Below are 15,113 nucleotides of genomic sequence, written 5' to 3'. Positions count from 1 at the left end.
CGCGCGGGCTCAGCCGAGCCCCCGCTCCAGCATGGCGCATTCCTGGAGGAACTCGGCCTTGAGCTGCGGATCGGCGGCGAGCTCGCCGTAGTAGCTGGTGTTGACCATCCGGCTCGCGCGCGACGCCCGCACGCCGCGGTGGGTCTTGCACAGGTGCACGGCGCTGACCCGGACGGCGAGGCCGCGCGGCGCCGTGTGGTCGACGATGAAGCGCTCGATCTGCTTCACCATCTCCTCCTGGATCTGCAGGCGCGACGAGAAGTGGTCGACGATGCGGTCGTATTTCGACAGGCCGATGATCTTGCCGTCGCGGGCCGGCAGAACGCCGATCACGGCGTGGCCGGCGATGGGCATGAGGTGGTGGGCGCAGGTCGAGCGGACGTCGAGCGGCCCCGTCACGATGAGCTGGTCGCAGTTCTCGACGTTGTCGAACTCGGTCAGCTTCGGCGGGGGCGAGAAGCGGCCCTTCAGCAGCTCCTCGACGTACATGCGGGCGACGCGGGCCGGCGTGTCGCGCGTGTTGTGGTCGTTGCGGTGGTCGATCATCAGAACGTCGAACAGCTCTTCGATCTTGCGGGCCGCGGCCTCCTGCATGGCGAGCCTGTCGGCGTCGCGCACCAGCCCCGCCACGGGCTGGTTGCCCAGGCCGGCCGCCATCGCCTTGTCGACGATCCTGTTCACGCCCCCGTGTCCTTCCAACTCTCACCCCGGCGACGCGACAGGTCGACCCACGGATCCGGCGCTCCATACCGCACGCGCACCGTCCTGACGAGGGCGGCGGCCGCATGGGTGCCCTGGGAACGCGCTGGTCCCGCAGATCGCCACCGAGCGGTCCCGATGCAAGGCTCGGGGTGGGGTCTTCTCGGCCCGTCGCGCCTGAACCCGCCGCCCGCATGGGCCGTTGACGGGCACCCGCGACGAGGAGCGCCCCATGGACATCATCCCTCCCAAGCACGAGACCGTCGAGCGCGACGGCACGCGCCTCCACGTCGTCCGCCTCGACACGCAGGCGCGCCCCGAGAACAGCGGCCGCGGCTCGGTGGACGGGCGCACGCTGCTGTTCCTGCACGGATGGCCGGAATATTGGTGGACCTACTCGCCCCTGATGGAGCGGCTGTCGGCGCGCGGCTACGACTGCGTGGCCTTCGACCTGCGCGGCTTCGGCGACAGCGACAAGCACCCCGCGGGCCGCTCGGCCGCGGCCGGCGCGGAGGTCCACGCGCGCGACGCGCTGGCGGTGATGGACGACCTCGGGCTCGGCCGCCTCGGCATCGTCAGCCACGACGTCGGGGCCTATGCGGCGCAGGAGTTGGCGCGGCTCGCGCCGGGCCGCCTCGCCGGCCTGTTCTTCTTCGACTGCCCGTATCCCGGCATCGGCCCGCGCGCCGGCGCGCCCGACCGGCTGAAGGAGATCTGGTACCAGTCCTTCAACCAGCTCCCCTGGGCGGCCGAGATGGTGGGCGCCTCGCGCGACGCGATCCGCACCTACATCGGCTCCATGCTGCGCCACTGGGCGGGCGGCAACCCGGCCGCCTTCGACGACGAGACCGTGGAGCGCTTCGTCGACAACTTCGCCAAGCCCGGCAACCTCCAGGGCGGCTTCAACTGGTACGTCAGCCAGGGGGCCGAACGCCTGAGGGTGCTGAAGGGCGAGGCGGAGCCGAGGCCGCCGATCCCCGTGCCGACCTGCGTGCGCTGGGGCGACCGCGACCCGATCCTGCTCTCGGCCTGGGGCGACAGGCTCGGCGAAACCTTCACCGACCTCGACTTCGAGCCTTTCGCCGGCCTCGGCCACTTCCCGCACCGGGAAGACCCGGACCGCTCCGCCGACGAGATCGACCGCTTCTTCCGCGCCCGCCTGCCGGGCTGAGCTCCGTTCAGCCGCAGGCGAGCTTGTCGCAGCGCTTCATGTCGGCGATGGCCTTCTGCAGCGCGTCCGGCCCCGGGTAGCCCAGGATGCCGATGTTGCCGAGCGAGAAGGACGGCGTCGCCTCGAAGCCGAGCGAGGAGGCGAGCTCGGCCTGCCGCTTGACGACGGCGGCCACCTGCGGCAGGTCGGCGGCGGCCTCGATCGCCCTGGCGTCGAGCCCCATCTCGCCCACCACCTGCAGGGCCAGCGGCCCGTCGATGGGACCGTGCTTGGCGTAGACCGCCTGGTGGAACGCGTAGGCCTTGGCGGGCCCCGCGGTGCGCAGCACGGCCTGCTGCACCTTGGCGGCCTGCACCGAGCTGAGGCTCAGGATCGGGTCGTTGACGAGCCCGAGCCTGAGGCCGGGGTTCATGCGCAGCAGCCCGTCGATGTCGGCCTCGGCCTTGCGGCAGAACGGGCAGTTGTAGTCGAAATATTCGACCAGGATCACGTCCGGATGCTTGGCGCCGGTCCACACCACGCCGGGCAGGCCCTCGACCGACAGGTCGGAGGGGAGGCGGTAGTTGTAGACCTGCTTGCCGTCGTCGGCCGTGAAGGGGAACAGGCTGCCGGCCTGCGCCGCGGCGAGGCGGGGCAGTGCCGCCGCCCCGGCCAGCGCCAGCGCGGCCCTGAGGGCGCCGCGTCGATCCGTCACCATGGCTGAAGGGTCCCTCGTGGCTCCGTTTCGGGCGATCCTACGGGTGTATGGTGAACGGCTTGTCAACCATCGGCCCGCTAGCCTCGGGCCGGGCCGGGCCGGGACGTCGGCGGCCGGAGAGCGGGGGAGTTCCACCATGGCGACATCGACCCGGCGCGCTCGGCTGCGCCCCATCGCCCTCGCGCTGCTCGGCTTCGCGGCGCCGCTGACGGGCGCGGCCCTGTCCGCGACGCCCGCCGCGGCGCAGAGCCAGAACTTCTCCGCCTTCGTGGCGTCGCTGTGGCCCGAGGCCCACGCCCGCGGCGTGTCGCGCTCCACCTTCGACGCCGCCTTCGCGGGCGTCACGCCCGACCCCGAGGTGATCGAGAAGACGAAGACCCAGGCCGAGTTCCACAAGACGGTGGGGCAGTACCTGGAGACCGCGGTGTCGGACAAACGCATCGCCCTCGGCCGCGAGAAATATGCCGCCAACGAGCGCTGGCTCGCCAAGGCCGAGGACCGCTTCGGGGTCGACCGCTACATCGTCATGGGCGTGTGGGGGCTCGAAACCAAGTTCGGCACCTACATGGGCGACGACTACGTGGTGCGCTCGCTCGCGACCCTGGCCTACGCGCGCTACCGCGGCACCTATTTCCGCACCGAGCTCGTCAAGGCGCTGGTGATCCTGGAGGAGGGGCACGTCGACCCCGCCCACATGATCGGCTCCTGGGCCGGCGCCATGGGGCAGACGCAGTTCATGCCGTCGAACTTCAAGCCCTACGCGGTCGACTTCGAGGGCGACGGCCGCCGCGACATCTGGAACAGCACGCCCGACGCGGTCGGCTCCACGGCGAACTTCCTGAAGAAGCACGGCTGGATCGCCGGCGAAACCTGGGGCTACGAGGTGCAGCTCCCCGCCGGGCTCGCGGGCGTCGCGAGCGCGCCGGACCATTACGCCCCCTTCGGCGCCTGGGCGGCGCGCGGCGTCGTGAGGGCCGACGGGGGCGAGATGCCGGGCAGCGGCGCCGCGGCGCTGCTGCGCCCCGCCGGCCCGGCCGGCCCGGCCTTCCTGGTCACCCGCAACTTCAAGGTCATCAAGAGCTACAACAATTCCACCTCCTACGCGCTCGGCGTGTGCCTGCTCGGCGACCGCATCGCCGGCTGGGGGCCGTTGAAGGCGCGCTGGCCGGGGGCTACGCTGGCGCAGACTCGGTGACCCGATGAGCGAGCCCTTCTCCCGCGCCCTCAGGGCGGCCTGCCTCGCCGCCGCGCTGCTCGGCGCGGGTGCCGCGCCGCTGCACGCCCAGGGGGCCGCGCCGCAGGCGGCCAAGCCCGGCGCGGCCCGGCCGCAGCCGGGAACCAAGCCCATCGTGCTCGTCGTCGGCGACCGCTTCGCCACCGCGCTGGCCGACGGGCTGGAGGCCGACCCCAGCATCGCGGTGTCGCGCACCACGGGCGACGGCTTCGGCCTGACCAAGCCGAGCTTCGCCGACTCGCTGCCCACCATCCGCGAGCGCCTCGCCCGCGCCGACAAGCCGTCCCTCGCCGCCGTGATGGTGGGCGCCGACGACCGCGACCCCCTGTCCGACGCGTCCGGCCGCTTCGCCCCCGGCACGCCCGGCTGGACGCGGATCTACGGGGACCGCGTCGACCAGGTGTCCAAGCAGTTCCGCGACGCCGGCGTGCCGCTGGTCTGGGTGGGGCTGCCGGCCGTGCGCTCGGCGGACCTGTCGGCCGACATCGTGCGGCAGAACGGGATCATCCGCGACCGCGCCGCCAGGGACGGCGCCGCCTACGTGGACAGCTTCGACGGCTTCACCGACGCCGCGGGCCGCTACAGCCCCGTCGGGCCGGACGCCGACGGCGCGACCGCCAAGCTGCGCCGCGCCGACGGGCTCGGCTTCACCCGCGCGGGCGCCCGCAAGCTCGCGAGCTTTCTCGCCCCCGAAGTGGCGCGCCTCGGCCGCGGCGCAGCGGCGGCGGGCGCCACCGACCTCGCCAACCTGACGATCGATCGGGCGCGCGGCTTCGACGCGGCGCTCGACGTCGACGTCGGCGCGCAGATCCGCCGCGAGGCGGCGCAGGGCGCGGGCCGGCCCGTCGCGCTCGCGGCGCTGCCGCAGGGGCCCGCCGCGGGCCCGGTGCTGCCGCTCACCGCGCCGCCGGTCGCGCCCGACGGGCAGCTCGCGAGCCTCGCGCTGCCGGCGGGCCCTCCGGTCGCCGCCGACCCCGGCGCGCCGCGGATCGGCCGGGCCGACGACTTCTCCTGGCCCAAGCCTTGAGCACCTTGCGCGATGCACGCGCTTGACGCCCGGAATCCGGGATGGTAGCGATCCCGTACTGATAGCAAGCGTGGCCGTCATGTCGACCCAGCTCATCGTAATCCAGGCGCCGAAAGCGGGTCGAGACTAGGTCTCGCATCCGCTTTTGGCGCATTCCCAAGGCCCCTCGCGGGCCTTTTTTGTTGCCCGAATTCCGTCGCACCCCATCCCCGAAACGGAGCACCCCATGTCGAGACAGATGACCGGCGCCGAGATGGTCGTCGCCGCCCTCGAGGATCAGGGCGTCGACACGATCTTCGGCTATCCCGGCGGCGCCGTGCTGCCGATCTACGACGCGCTGTTTCAGCACCAGAGCGTCAAGCACGTCCTGGTCCGCCACGAGCAGGGCGCCGGCCACGCCGCCGAGGGCTACGCGCGCTCGTCCGGCAAGGTCGGCGTGCTGCTGGTCACCTCGGGCCCCGGCGCCACCAACGCCGTCACGGCGCTGACCGACGCGCTGCTCGACTCGGTGCCGCTGGTCTGCATCACCGGCCAGGTGCCGACGCACCTCATCGGCTCGGACGCGTTCCAGGAATGCGACACGACCGGCATCACGCGCCACTGCACGAAGCACAACTACCTCGTCCGCCGCGTCGAGGACCTGCCGCGCATCCTGCACGAGGCCTTCTGGGTCGCGTCGCACGGGCGCCCCGGCCCCGTGGTCATCGACATCCCGAAGGACGTCCAGTTCTCGACCGGCACCTACGTCGGCCCGCAGAACATCGTCCACAAGACCTACCAGCCGACCGTCAAGGGCGACCTCGACAAGATCCGCCAAGCTGTCGCCCTGATGGCCAAGGCCAAGCGCCCGATCTTCTACACGGGCGGCGGCGTCATCAACGCGGGGCCGGAAGCCTCGGCGCTGCTGCGCGAACTCGTCGGGCTGACCAACTTCCCCATCACCTCGACCCTGATGGGCCTCGGCGCCTACCCGGCCTCGGGCGAGAACTGGCTCGGCATGCTCGGCATGCACGGGACCTACGAGTCCAACCACGCCATGCACGACTGCGACCTGATGATTGCGGTGGGCTCGCGCTTCGACGACCGCATCACCGGCCGGCTCGACGCCTTCTCGCCGGGCTCGACCAAGATCCACGTCGACATCGACCCGTCGTCCATCAACAAGGTGGTCAAGGTCGACCTCGGCATCGTCGGCGACTGCGCCTTCGTTCTGGAGGACATGGTGCGGATCTGGCGTTCGGAGGGCCACCAGTCCGACCGCGCGGCCCTGGCCGAGTGGTGGAAGCAGATCGACGGCTGGAGGAAGCGCAACTCGCTCGGCTTCGCGCCCTCCAAGGAGGTCATCAAGCCGCAGCACGCCATCCGCCGCCTCTACGAGCTGACCCGCGGCCGCGACACCTACATCACGACCGAGGTCGGCCAGCACCAGATGTGGGCCGCCCAGCACTACGGCTTCGACGAGCCGAACCGCTGGATGACCTCGGGCGGCCTCGGCACCATGGGCTACGGCCTGCCCGCGGCCATCGGCGTGCAGATGGCGCACCCGAAGGCGCTGGTCATCGACGTGGCCGGCGAGGCCTCGATCCTGATGAACATGCAGGAGATGTCGACGGCGCTGCAGTACCGGCTGCCGGTGAAGGTCTTCATCCTCAACAACAGCTACATGGGCATGGTGCGCCAGTGGCAGGAGCTGCTGCACGGCTCGCGCTACTCGGAAAGCTACTCGGAGGCCCTGCCGGACTTCGTGAAGCTGGCCGAGGCCTACGGCGGCGTCGGCATCCGCTGCTCGGACCCGGCCGAGCTCGACGCCGCCATCCTGCGCATGATCGAGGCGCCGCATCCGGTGATCTTCGACTGCGTGGTGGAGCGCGAGGAGAACTGCTTCCCGATGATCCCGTCGGGCAAGGCCCACAACGAGATGCTGCTCCCGGCCGCCATCGACGACTGGGGCGCGCCCGACCTCGGCGCCGTGATCGACGAGAAGGGCAAGATGCTGGTGTGACGCGCGCCGCGCGGCCCTTCTCCCCTCCGGGGAGAAGGTGCCTCGGCGAAGCCGAGGCGGATGAGGGGTTCAGGGCATGGATCGTCCCGCACTGGCCACCCATCGCGCCCGCGCCCTCCGGCGCGACATGACCGACGTCGAGAGATGGCTGTGGGGCAAGCTGCGCGACCGGCGCCTCGGTGGTCACAAGTTCGTGCGTCAGATGCCAGTCGGCCCCTTCTTCGCCGACTTCGGCTGCCGCGAGGCCAAGCTGATCGTCGAGCTGGATGGCTCGCAGCACGCCGAGAGCCTCAGCGACGGACTCCGGGACGCCTTCCTCGTGGGTCAGGGTTACGGCGTCCTCCGCTTCTGGAATCACGAGGTCGCGCGCGGTATCGCCGACGTCTGTGAAACCATACTGGCCGCGGTGGAAGGACGGTTGGCACCCCACGACCGCTACCGGACCGCTCTGCCCCACAACCCCTCATCCGGCCCTTCGGGCCACCTTCTCCCCGGAGGGGAGAAGGGCGCTAACCCCAACGACCGAGACACGCCATGAACGCCCTCACGCCCCCGCCCGCCTCGCCGCCCTCGCCCTATTCTTCCGCGCTCGTCACCTCCAAGGCCGAGTCCCACACGCTGTCCGTGTTGGTCGACAACGAGCCCGGCGTCCTCGCCCGCGTCGTCGGCCTGTTCTCCGGCCGCGGCTACAACATCGAGAGCCTCACGGTCGCCGAGGTGGCGCATGCCGAGCACCAGTCGCGCATCACCATCCTGACCTCCGGCACGCCCGAAGCCATCGAGCAGATCCGCCACCAGCTCGAGCGCCTCGTGCCCGTGCACCGCGTCACCGACCTCACGGCGCGGGGCAACTTCGTCGAGCGCGAGCTCGCCATGGTGAAGGTGCGCGGGCGCGGCGAGAACCGCATGGAGGCGCTGCGCCTGTCGGAAGCCTTCCGCGGCCGCGTGGTCGACGCCACGGTCGAGTCCTTCACCTTCGAGCTGACCGGCGCGCCCTCCAAGATCGACCACTTCGTCGAGCTGATGCGCCCCGTCGGCCTCGTCGAAGTGTCGCGCACGGGCGTGGCCGCGATCTCGCGCGGCCCGGACGGGATGTGACGCCCGTGCCGGCCGCGCTGCTCTGGGGTCTCGCGGTCTTCTGCTTCGTCAGCTCGATCACGCCGGGCCCCAACAACATCATGCTGATGACCTCGGGGGTGAACTTCGGGGTCCGGCGCACGATGCCGCACATGCTCGGCGTCGGCTTCGGCTTCACCGCCATGGTGGCCGGCGTCGGCCTCGGCCTCGCCGGGGTCATCGCCCGCTACCCCGGCTTCCTCGCCGCCCTGCGCTGGATCGGGGCGGCCTACATGGTGTGGCTGGCGATCAAGCTCGCCCGCGCGGCGCCGGTGAGGGCCGGCGACGCCCGCGGCCGGCCCATGACCTTTCTCCAGGCCGCCGCCTTCCAGTGGGTCAATCCCAAGGCCTGGATCATGGCGCTGACGGCGGTGGCGACCTACACCGACCCCGCCGACTACACCCGCACGGTGCTGTTCGTCGCGGCGATGTTCGGCGTGGTCAACCTGCCCTGCATCTCGACCTGGGTGGTGTTCGGCACAGCGCTGCGCGGCGCGCTCCAGCGGCCCGCCGTGCTGCGGGCCTTCAACTGGACGATGGGCCTCCTGCTCATCGCCTCGCTCTACCCGGTCTTCACCGAGTAGCTCTTGACGCGGCAGCGAACCCATCGCCACATCGTCCGATGGTGATCACCTTCGACCCCCGCAAGCGGGACGAAACTCTCGCCGACCGAGGCCTCGACTTTCTGACCGCGGCCGAAGTCTTCGAGGGTGGGACGTTGGACATCCGGGATCTCCGCAGGGACTACGGTGAGGATAGGATCATCAGCGTCGGTTTCCTGCGCGGGCGCATGGTGATCGTCGTTTGGACGCCCAGGGGCGAGGCTCGCCACGTCATCTCGATGAGGAAGGCCGATGGACGAGAGCAAGCGAGATACGCCGATCGATTTGGCGCGGATCGACGCCCACGTCGTCTCGGACCGGGAATATGAGGAGGTGCCCGAGCTGACCGACGCTGATTTCGCTCGCGGCGTCTGGATGCCCGGAGGAGGCGACGCGAGCGCGGCGGCCCGCCAGCTCATCGACGATGATGTCCTGGACCGCTTCCGAGCCACGGGGCCCGGCTGGGAGCGCAGGATCAACCGCATCCTGCGCGACGCCGCCGAGGCACTCGGGCCAATCTGAGCGCGAAGCCTTTTCTCAAGCGGCAGCCTCCTCGCCTCGCCGCTCCTCCGGGATCAGCGCGTCGTCGACGCGCGCGGGCTCGAGGTGCCACGGGATGTTGACCACCACGACGCCGTCGCCGCCGAAGCGCATCAGCGCCTGGCCGAGGCGGGCGGCGTTGTGGGTGTGGAGCAGGTGCTGCCACAGGTGCGTCTTCGCGACCGTCGGCACCAGCACCGCCACGGTGCGGTCCGGGTGGTCGCGCCGCAGCCGCTCGACGAGCCGCAGCAGGGGTGCGTGGATGCGCCGGAACGTCGCCTGCAGCAGCATCAGCCGCGGCGGGTTCAGGCCCGCGGCCCGCGCGGGCGCGGCCACGTCGCGCTCCCAGGCGTCGCGCAGCCGCCCCGCCGCGCCCTCGTCGTCCTCGCCGTCGAGGTCGAGCAGGTGCACGGCGATCACGTCGGGCGAGATCTGCAGGGCGAAGCGCACCGCCTTGTCGGTCAGGCGGTCCCAGCCGCGGGTCGCCACCAGCACCAGCGGCGCCTCGGAGCGGCCGAGCACCAGCGGCTCCTCGTCGCGGAGCTGCTCGTCGAGCCGGGCGTAATAGCCGTGGATGCCGCGCAGCAGCAGGATCACGGCGGGGATCGCGATCACGGTGATCCACGCGCCCTCGGCGAACTTCGCGGCCAGGATCACGAGCAGCGCCACGCCCGTGGTGGCGGCGCCGAGCGCATTCACCCCGAGCCGGAGGCCGTGCCGGCGCGCGCCCTGCCGGGCCCAGTGCACCACCATGCCGGCCTGCGACAGCGTGAAGGTGAGGAAGGCGCCGATGGCGAAGAGCGGGATCAGCCGGTCGGTGATGCCCCCGAAGGCGATCAGCAGCAAGGCCGCGGTGGCGGCGAGGTAGAGCACGCCCACGGAGAAGACGAGCCGCCGGCCCGCCACCGCGAAGGGCCGCGGCAGGAAGCCGTCCTTGGCCACGAGGCGGCACAGGCGCGGGAAGTCGACGAAGGACGTGTTGGCCGACAGGCACAGGATGCACAGCAGGCTGCCGATGGCGACGTCGTAGAACCAGCCGCGGCCCACCACCGCCCCCACGAGCTGCGACAGCACGCTCTGGTAGCCGGCAGCGCTCTGGTCCATGGCGTCAATGTTGTAGGCGCGGGCGAGGGTGCCGATGCCGAGCAGCAGGAAGCCCAGCGTCACCACGATCACCGTGAGGGTGTTGTGGGCGCGCTCGACGACGGGCTGGCGGAAGGCCGCGACGCCGTTCGACACGGCCTCGACGCCCGTCATGGCGGTGCAGCCGGCCGCGAAGGCGCGCAGGAACAGCCACAGGCCGAGCGTCTCGGTCGCGGCCGGGATCGCGGGCGGCGCCACCACGGGCGCGGGATGGCCGCCGCTCCGCAGCGTCGCCCAGGCGCCGAGGACGATCACGACCACGAAGCAGAGAATGAACAGGTAGGTCGGCAGCGCGAACAGTCGCCCGCCGTCGAGCGTGCCGCGCAGGTTGACCAGCGTCAGCGCGGCCAGCACGACGAGGCACAGCGCCAGCGTGTAGGGCGCGAGCGCCGGCACGGCCGAGATCAGAGCGCCGATGCCGGCCGAGATGCCCACCGCGACGTTGAGCACGTAGTCGACCATCAGGGCCGCGGCGGCCAGGAGGCTCGCGCCCGTGCCGAGGTTGACCTTGGACACCGAGTAGGCGCCGCCGTTGCTCGGGTAGGCCAGCACGGTCTGGCGGTAGCTCACGTAAAGCACCGCCAGCAGCGCCACGAGCAGCAGCATGATGGGGCCCACGGCCGCGAGCCCGCCGGCGCCGAGCGGCAGGAGCACGGTGAGGGCCGCCTCCGGTCCGTAGGCCGAGGAGCCGAGGCCGTCGAGCCCCATGGCGGGCACGGCCTCGAAGGTGCCGAGCTTGCGCTCCTCCGCGCCGTGGGTCGCGAGGAACCCGCCGAACAGGAACCGGCTCACGCGTTCGCCGAGCGGCTGGGGGCGGTCGGCGGGCGGGATGGGCTGGATCAAGGGTGGGGCGTCCTGGGCCGAGGTGAGCCAGCGGCAACGGCAGGAGGGGGGCGTTGTTCCTGCCGCGGATGCCGCGGGCGGATCGGGCCGGGGGATTGCTTAACTCATCGCAGGCGCCCTTCAGGGGCGCCGGGCGCGGTCCCCCGGATCGAGGTGGAGGAAGGTGGGGTCGAAGTCGCCGAGCCGCGCCAGCGCGTCCCAGTCCAGGATCTCCAGCCGCTGCCCGTCGAGCGTGACGAGGCGCCGCTCGCGCAGCTCCCGCACCATGCGGTTCATGTGCACGGGCGACAGGCCGAGCGCGTCGGCGATCTCGACCTGCGTGATGGGCATCGCCGTGGCCCGGTCGGAGGCGAGGCCGACCGCGGCGAGGCGCATGAAGATCTCGCACAGGAAATGCGCCGTGCGGGTCAAGCCGTCGCGCTGGCCGATCGACACGATGCGCTCGCGCAGGATCGCGGCGTCGACCAGCGTGTCGCGCCACAGCGCGCCGGTGATGCGCGGGAAGCGCGCGCTCACCTCGTGCACCGCGTCGTGGTGGATGAAGCCGGCCGTGAGCGGCGTCAGCGCCGCGAGGTTGTGGTCCAGCACCGGCAGGTGCAGGCTCTGCAGGTCGGGGATGTCGCCCGGCACGTGGACGTTGAGGATCTGGCGACGGCCGTCGCCGACCAGCTTGTAGCGGAAAGCGAAGCCGCTCAGCACCAGGCAGCAGTGCGTCGGCCGGTCGCCGATGCGGACGATGTCCTGCCGCGCCGGGATCGCGCGCACCGCCATCGGCAGGTTCTCCAGCGCATGTCGCTCCTCGGCCGACAGTTTGGCGACGCTCGCCACCTTGCGGACGAGCAGATTCCCCGCCCCGTCGTCACCCATGCCGAACTCCACCCCGCGGGACCGCCGCTCCGTCCCGCCACAATAGGCGCGGGGCGCGCGGCCGAACAGGGCAGGGCGCCGCGGAGGGGCTGCACAACCGATCACGCCTTGCCTCGCCGAAGCGCCCATGTCAGCAAAAGCGACCATTTGACAGCGAAGGTGGAGCCGCCGGCATGGCCCGTAAACCGAACTACGATTTCGAACGCCGCGAACGGGAGAAGGCCAAGGCCGCCAAGGCCGAGGAGCGCGCCAAGCTGAAGGCCGAGAAGAAGAGCGCCGCCGCGGCCGAGGGCGAGGGAGCCGCCTCGGGCGGGGCCGACGCCGGCTCGGCCGAGGCCGCGCCCGAAGGCGCCGACGCTTCCGCCAACAAGATCTGAGGTTTCGGCCGGTGCGGGCGCAGCGCCCGCGCCGGCCCGTCAGGACGCGAGCATGCGCCGGCGGAGCGGCTTCAGGGCCGCGAGGGCGAGCACGGCGGTCAGCACGTCCGCGCCGATCGCCGCGGCGAAGACCACGCTCCACGATCCCGTCCCGTCGTGCAGCAGCGACGCCATCGGGCCGCCCAGCACCGAGCCCACGCCCTGCGCGATGTAGAGGCAGCCGTAGTTGGTCGTGGCGTTCCTCGTGCCGAAGGTGTCGGTCAGGGTGGACGGGAACAGCGAGAAGATCTCGCCCCAGCCGAAGAACACGACGCCGGACAGCAGCACGAAGAGCACGGGGTCGCCGCGCGTCAGCAGCCACGCCGTCATGGCGATGGCTTCGAGCAGGAAGGCGACGAACATGGTGTTCTCGCGCCCGATCCGGTCCGACAGCGCGCCGAAGAAGGGCCGCGTCAGCCCGTTGCAGAACCGGTCGACCGTGAGCGCCAGCGGCAGGGCCGCCATGCCCAGCACGGTGGCGCCCGTGACGCCGAAGTCGCCCGCGAAGAAGCCGATCTGCGTCGTCACCATCAGGCCGGTCGTCGACATCAGTGCCATCATGGCGAACATGAGCCAGAACGCCGGATGGCGCAGCATGGCGCCGGTCGCGGTGTCGCGCGCGCTCGACGGCGCCTCGGCGACCGCGGCCACCGGCGGGCGGCGCAGGCCGGCGGCGGCCAGCACGCCGACGACGGCGAAGATCAGGCCGAACTCGAACAGCGCCGCTCGGTAGCCCGAGGCGGCGAGGCGGTCGGCGATCGGGAACGTCGTCAGGATCGCACCCATGCCGTAGCCCGCCGCGACGAGGCCGGCGGCGAAGCCCCGCCGCTCGGGGAACCAGCCCATCACGAGGCCGACCACGCCGATGTAGACGATGCCGGTGCCGAGGCCGCCGACGAGGCCGTAGCTGAGGTAGAGTGCCGCGAGCGAGCTCGCATAGGAGGCCAGGACCCAGCTCAGGCCGGTGAGCAACGCGCCGAGGCCGATCAGCGGCGCCGGCCCGAAGCGCTGGACGAGGTAGCCCTGGAACGGCGAGAAGAAGGTCTGCAGCACGATCAGCACCGTGATCGTCACCTGCAGGGCCGCGGCGCCCGCGCCGAGTTCCGCCGCCATGGGCTTGGTGAACAGCGCCCAGACGTATTGCGGGCTCGACACCGTCATCATGCAGACGAGGCCGAGGCCGAGCTGGACCCGGCGCGCCAGGCCCTCCGAGGTTCTGGCGGCCGCGCCGCCGATCGTCGTCGTGCTCACGATGTTCCATCCGCTTGCGATGATGCCGCGGACTTGCATGCAAAGCGCCTGCCAGCCGTTCGCGGGCGAGGGGCGGCCGCGATGGCGTCACGGGATGGGCGGAGCCTCGTCGTCGGCGTCGTCGACCACAGCCACGCTTCGCAGGGTCGACACGTCGTCGTAGACGGTGCCGAGATCGATGTCGAAGCCGATGGCGTCGAGCGTGAGGCGGTCCGTCGAGCGGGTGGACTCCGACAGGACCCAACCCCGATTGGTCCGGCGATAGTGCTCGACCCGCATCTGGCTCTGGTAGGCGAACACGATGTGATGCAGCGTCGGTAGGCTTCTGTAGAAATCGAACTTCGCGCCGCGATCGCGGTGCATGGTCGAGCGTGACAGCACCTCGACCACCGCGACGGCGTTGAGCGTGTAAGCCCTGTTCGGCCGGGGACCACACTGCACGACGATGTCCGGAATGGCCGCGAAGCTTTCGCCCGCATCGTTTGAACGCTGCACGCGCAGGCCGCCTGCGAAGGCCCGGCAATCTCCGCCGCTGAGGTGGGTCTTGAGGGGAGCGAAGATGTTTCCGACGATCAGGCCGTGGTTCAGCAACGGGTTGGTCATCATCTCCGCGGCACCGCCGATCAGTTCCCAGTGCTCGTGCTCCGGACGGTTCGACAGGAAGCTGTCGAACTCCGCGAGCGTCATGGATGTCGTGCGGAGGGCAGCATCGGACATGGCTTCGCTCCCGGCTGGAACCGCAGCATAGCGCGTCCGCCCCGCGCCACCATATGCACCCCGGTCACCGGAGGGGCGCGGCATCCATGTGCGGACGGTTCACGCAGAGCTACACCTGGGACGAGATCCACGCCCTGTTCGAGGTCGCTGGGGCGGCCAGGAACCTGCGCCCGCGCTACAACATCGCGCCGACCACGGAGGTCGACGCCGTGGTGGACCGCGGGCAGGGGCGCGAGGTCGCGTCGATGCGCTGGGGCCTCGTGCCGGCGTGGTGGAAGAAGGGCCTGAAGGAGGTGCCCGCCACCTTCAACGCCCGCGCCGAGACGGTGGCGTCAAAGCCGATGTTCCGCGACGCCTTCCGCCGCCGCCGCTGCATCGTCCCGGCCTCCGGCTTCTTCGAGTGGACCGACGCCGCGGGCGGCAAGCAGCCGCACTTCTTCTCCGCCGCGGACGGCGGCGTGCTGGCCTTCGCGGGGCTGTGGGACCGCTGGACCGACCCGGCCTCGGGCGACGAGCTCCTGTCCTGCACCGTGATCGTGTCGGGCGCCAACGGCTGGATGGCACCCTACCACGACCGCATGCCGGTGCTGCTCGGCGCGGCCGACGTCGCGGGCTGGCTGTCCGTCGAGGCCGGGCCGGAGGTGCTGCGCCCCGCCGCCGAGGCCGCCCTGCGGGAATGGCCCGTGTCGAAGCGGGTCAACCGGCCGGGCGCCGACGACGACCCGGCGCTGGTGGAGCCCGTGGACCTCGAGCCGGAGGCCGGCGCGCTGCTGTGACGGGCACGGGAC

At 71.5% G+C, this 15,113-nt stretch carries 17 protein-coding genes; 11 read left to right on the top strand and 6 right to left on the bottom strand.

Translation table 11 applies throughout. From position 1 onward, the window contains the following. Positions 1–9: 9 nt before the first annotated feature. The gene (gene folE / locus L7N97_RS03075; protein ID WP_237476902.1) at positions 10–681 is read right to left on the bottom strand and encodes a GTP cyclohydrolase I; all 672 of its coding nucleotides are present in this window, start codon (positions 679–681) and stop codon (positions 10–12) included. A 256-nt stretch (positions 682–937) separates the two neighbouring features. On the opposite strand from folE, the gene L7N97_RS03070 reads away from it, so the two are divergent. Then, on the top strand, positions 938–1,870 hold the full coding sequence (locus tag L7N97_RS03070) for an alpha/beta fold hydrolase (protein ID WP_237482020.1): 933 nt from the start codon (positions 938–940) through the stop codon (positions 1,868–1,870). 7 nt (positions 1,871–1,877) lie between these two features. Here L7N97_RS03070 and L7N97_RS03065 read toward each other — a convergent pair whose 3' ends face one another. After that, positions 1,878–2,567: a DsbA family protein gene (locus L7N97_RS03065; RefSeq protein WP_237476901.1), complete on the bottom strand. Its 690-nt coding sequence runs from the start codon at positions 2,565–2,567 to the stop codon at positions 1,878–1,880. 136 nt (positions 2,568–2,703) lie between these two features. Here L7N97_RS03065 and L7N97_RS03060 point away from each other — a divergent pair, with 136 nt between their 5' ends. From L7N97_RS03060 to L7N97_RS03025, 8 genes are all read left to right on the top strand, one after another. Then, entirely contained in the window at positions 2,704–3,762 is a 1,059-nt protein-coding gene (locus L7N97_RS03060) for a lytic murein transglycosylase (RefSeq protein ID WP_237476900.1), read from the top strand. Between the two features lie 4 nt (positions 3,763–3,766). Next, positions 3,767–4,828, top strand: a complete 1,062-nt coding sequence (locus tag L7N97_RS03055; RefSeq protein ID WP_237476899.1) for an SGNH/GDSL hydrolase family protein — start codon at positions 3,767–3,769, stop codon at positions 4,826–4,828. Between the two features lie 226 nt (positions 4,829–5,054). Then, entirely contained in the window at positions 5,055–6,830 is a 1,776-nt protein-coding gene (locus L7N97_RS03050) for an acetolactate synthase 3 large subunit (RefSeq protein ID WP_237476898.1), read from the top strand. Positions 6,831–6,906: 76 nt separating this feature from the next. Further along, entirely contained in the window at positions 6,907–7,368 is a 462-nt protein-coding gene (locus L7N97_RS03045) for an endonuclease domain-containing protein (RefSeq protein ID WP_237476897.1), read from the top strand. After that, entirely contained in the window at positions 7,365–7,928 is a 564-nt protein-coding gene (gene ilvN, locus L7N97_RS03040; RefSeq protein WP_237476896.1) for an acetolactate synthase small subunit, read from the top strand. The genes L7N97_RS03045 and ilvN overlap by 4 nt, the downstream gene beginning before the upstream one ends. A gap of 5 nt (positions 7,929–7,933) precedes the next feature. Beyond that, positions 7,934–8,530, top strand: coding sequence for a LysE family translocator (locus L7N97_RS03035; protein WP_237482019.1), 597 nt, complete (start codon positions 7,934–7,936; stop codon positions 8,528–8,530). A 38-nt stretch (positions 8,531–8,568) separates the two neighbouring features. Continuing rightward, entirely contained in the window at positions 8,569–8,877 is a 309-nt protein-coding gene (locus tag L7N97_RS03030) for a BrnT family toxin (protein WP_237476895.1), read from the top strand. Next, positions 8,801–9,070 (top strand): BrnA antitoxin family protein, encoded by a 270-nt coding sequence (locus tag L7N97_RS03025; protein ID WP_237476894.1) that lies wholly within the window; start codon positions 8,801–8,803, stop codon positions 9,068–9,070. The genes L7N97_RS03030 and L7N97_RS03025 overlap by 77 nt, the downstream gene beginning before the upstream one ends. A gap of 15 nt (positions 9,071–9,085) precedes the next feature. Here L7N97_RS03025 and L7N97_RS03020 read toward each other — a convergent pair whose 3' ends face one another. Continuing rightward, the gene (locus L7N97_RS03020) at positions 9,086–11,074 is read right to left on the bottom strand and encodes an APC family permease (protein WP_237476893.1); all 1,989 of its coding nucleotides are present in this window, start codon (positions 11,072–11,074) and stop codon (positions 9,086–9,088) included. Positions 11,075–11,194: 120 nt separating this feature from the next. Further along, positions 11,195–11,941, bottom strand: coding sequence for a Crp/Fnr family transcriptional regulator (locus tag L7N97_RS03015; RefSeq protein ID WP_237476892.1), 747 nt, complete (start codon positions 11,939–11,941; stop codon positions 11,195–11,197). 173 nt (positions 11,942–12,114) lie between these two features. On the opposite strand from L7N97_RS03015, the gene L7N97_RS03010 reads away from it, so the two are divergent. After that, complete coding sequence (locus tag L7N97_RS03010) at positions 12,115–12,318, top strand: hypothetical protein (RefSeq protein WP_237476891.1); 204 nt, start codon at positions 12,115–12,117, stop codon at positions 12,316–12,318. Positions 12,319–12,357: 39 nt separating this feature from the next. Here L7N97_RS03010 and oxlT read toward each other — a convergent pair whose 3' ends face one another. Continuing rightward, on the bottom strand, positions 12,358–13,611 hold the full coding sequence (gene oxlT / locus L7N97_RS03005) for an oxalate/formate MFS antiporter (RefSeq protein ID WP_428981043.1): 1,254 nt from the start codon (positions 13,609–13,611) through the stop codon (positions 12,358–12,360). Positions 13,612–13,695: 84 nt separating this feature from the next. Then, complete coding sequence (locus L7N97_RS03000; RefSeq protein WP_237476890.1) at positions 13,696–14,295, bottom strand: Uma2 family endonuclease; 600 nt, start codon at positions 14,293–14,295, stop codon at positions 13,696–13,698. A gap of 116 nt (positions 14,296–14,411) precedes the next feature. Here L7N97_RS03000 and L7N97_RS02995 point away from each other — a divergent pair, with 116 nt between their 5' ends. Further along, positions 14,412–15,101, top strand: coding sequence for an SOS response-associated peptidase (locus tag L7N97_RS02995; RefSeq protein ID WP_237476889.1), 690 nt, complete (start codon positions 14,412–14,414; stop codon positions 15,099–15,101). Positions 15,102–15,113: the final 12 nt, after the last annotated feature.

This window comes from Lichenibacterium dinghuense (genome assembly GCF_021730615.1).
In the GTDB taxonomy this organism is placed as follows: Bacteria; Pseudomonadota; Alphaproteobacteria; order Rhizobiales; family Beijerinckiaceae; genus Lichenihabitans; species Lichenihabitans dinghuensis.
This window is presented reverse-complemented; position numbering and strand designations above follow the sequence as displayed.

Excerpts from the sequence above, each read along its gene's own strand:
- L7N97_RS03025 (WP_237476894.1), top strand. The coding sequence starts at position 8,801 with ATGGACGAGAGCAAGCGAGATACGCCGATCGATTTGGCGCGGATCGAC.
- L7N97_RS03050 (WP_237476898.1), top strand. The coding sequence starts at position 5,055 with ATGTCGAGACAGATGACCGGCGCCGAGATGGTCGTCGCCGCCCTCGAG.
- L7N97_RS03000 (WP_237476890.1), bottom strand. The coding sequence starts at position 14,295 with ATGACGCTCGCGGAGTTCGACAGCTTCCTGTCGAACCGTCCGGAGCAC.
- L7N97_RS03010 (WP_237476891.1), top strand. The coding sequence starts at position 12,115 with ATGGCCCGTAAACCGAACTACGATTTCGAACGCCGCGAACGGGAGAAG.
- L7N97_RS03060 (WP_237476900.1), top strand. The coding sequence starts at position 2,704 with ATGGCGACATCGACCCGGCGCGCTCGGCTGCGCCCCATCGCCCTCGCG.
- L7N97_RS03015 (WP_237476892.1), bottom strand. The coding sequence starts at position 11,941 with ATGGGTGACGACGGGGCGGGGAATCTGCTCGTCCGCAAGGTGGCGAGC.
- L7N97_RS03055 (WP_237476899.1), top strand. The coding sequence starts at position 3,767 with ATGAGCGAGCCCTTCTCCCGCGCCCTCAGGGCGGCCTGCCTCGCCGCC.
- L7N97_RS02995 (WP_237476889.1), top strand. The coding sequence starts at position 14,412 with ATGTGCGGACGGTTCACGCAGAGCTACACCTGGGACGAGATCCACGCC.
- L7N97_RS03045 (WP_237476897.1), top strand. The coding sequence starts at position 6,907 with ATGGATCGTCCCGCACTGGCCACCCATCGCGCCCGCGCCCTCCGGCGC.
- L7N97_RS03065 (WP_237476901.1), bottom strand. The coding sequence starts at position 2,567 with ATGGTGACGGATCGACGCGGCGCCCTCAGGGCCGCGCTGGCGCTGGCC.
- L7N97_RS03030 (WP_237476895.1), top strand. The coding sequence starts at position 8,569 with ATGGTGATCACCTTCGACCCCCGCAAGCGGGACGAAACTCTCGCCGAC.
- ilvN (WP_237476896.1), top strand. The coding sequence starts at position 7,365 with ATGAACGCCCTCACGCCCCCGCCCGCCTCGCCGCCCTCGCCCTATTCT.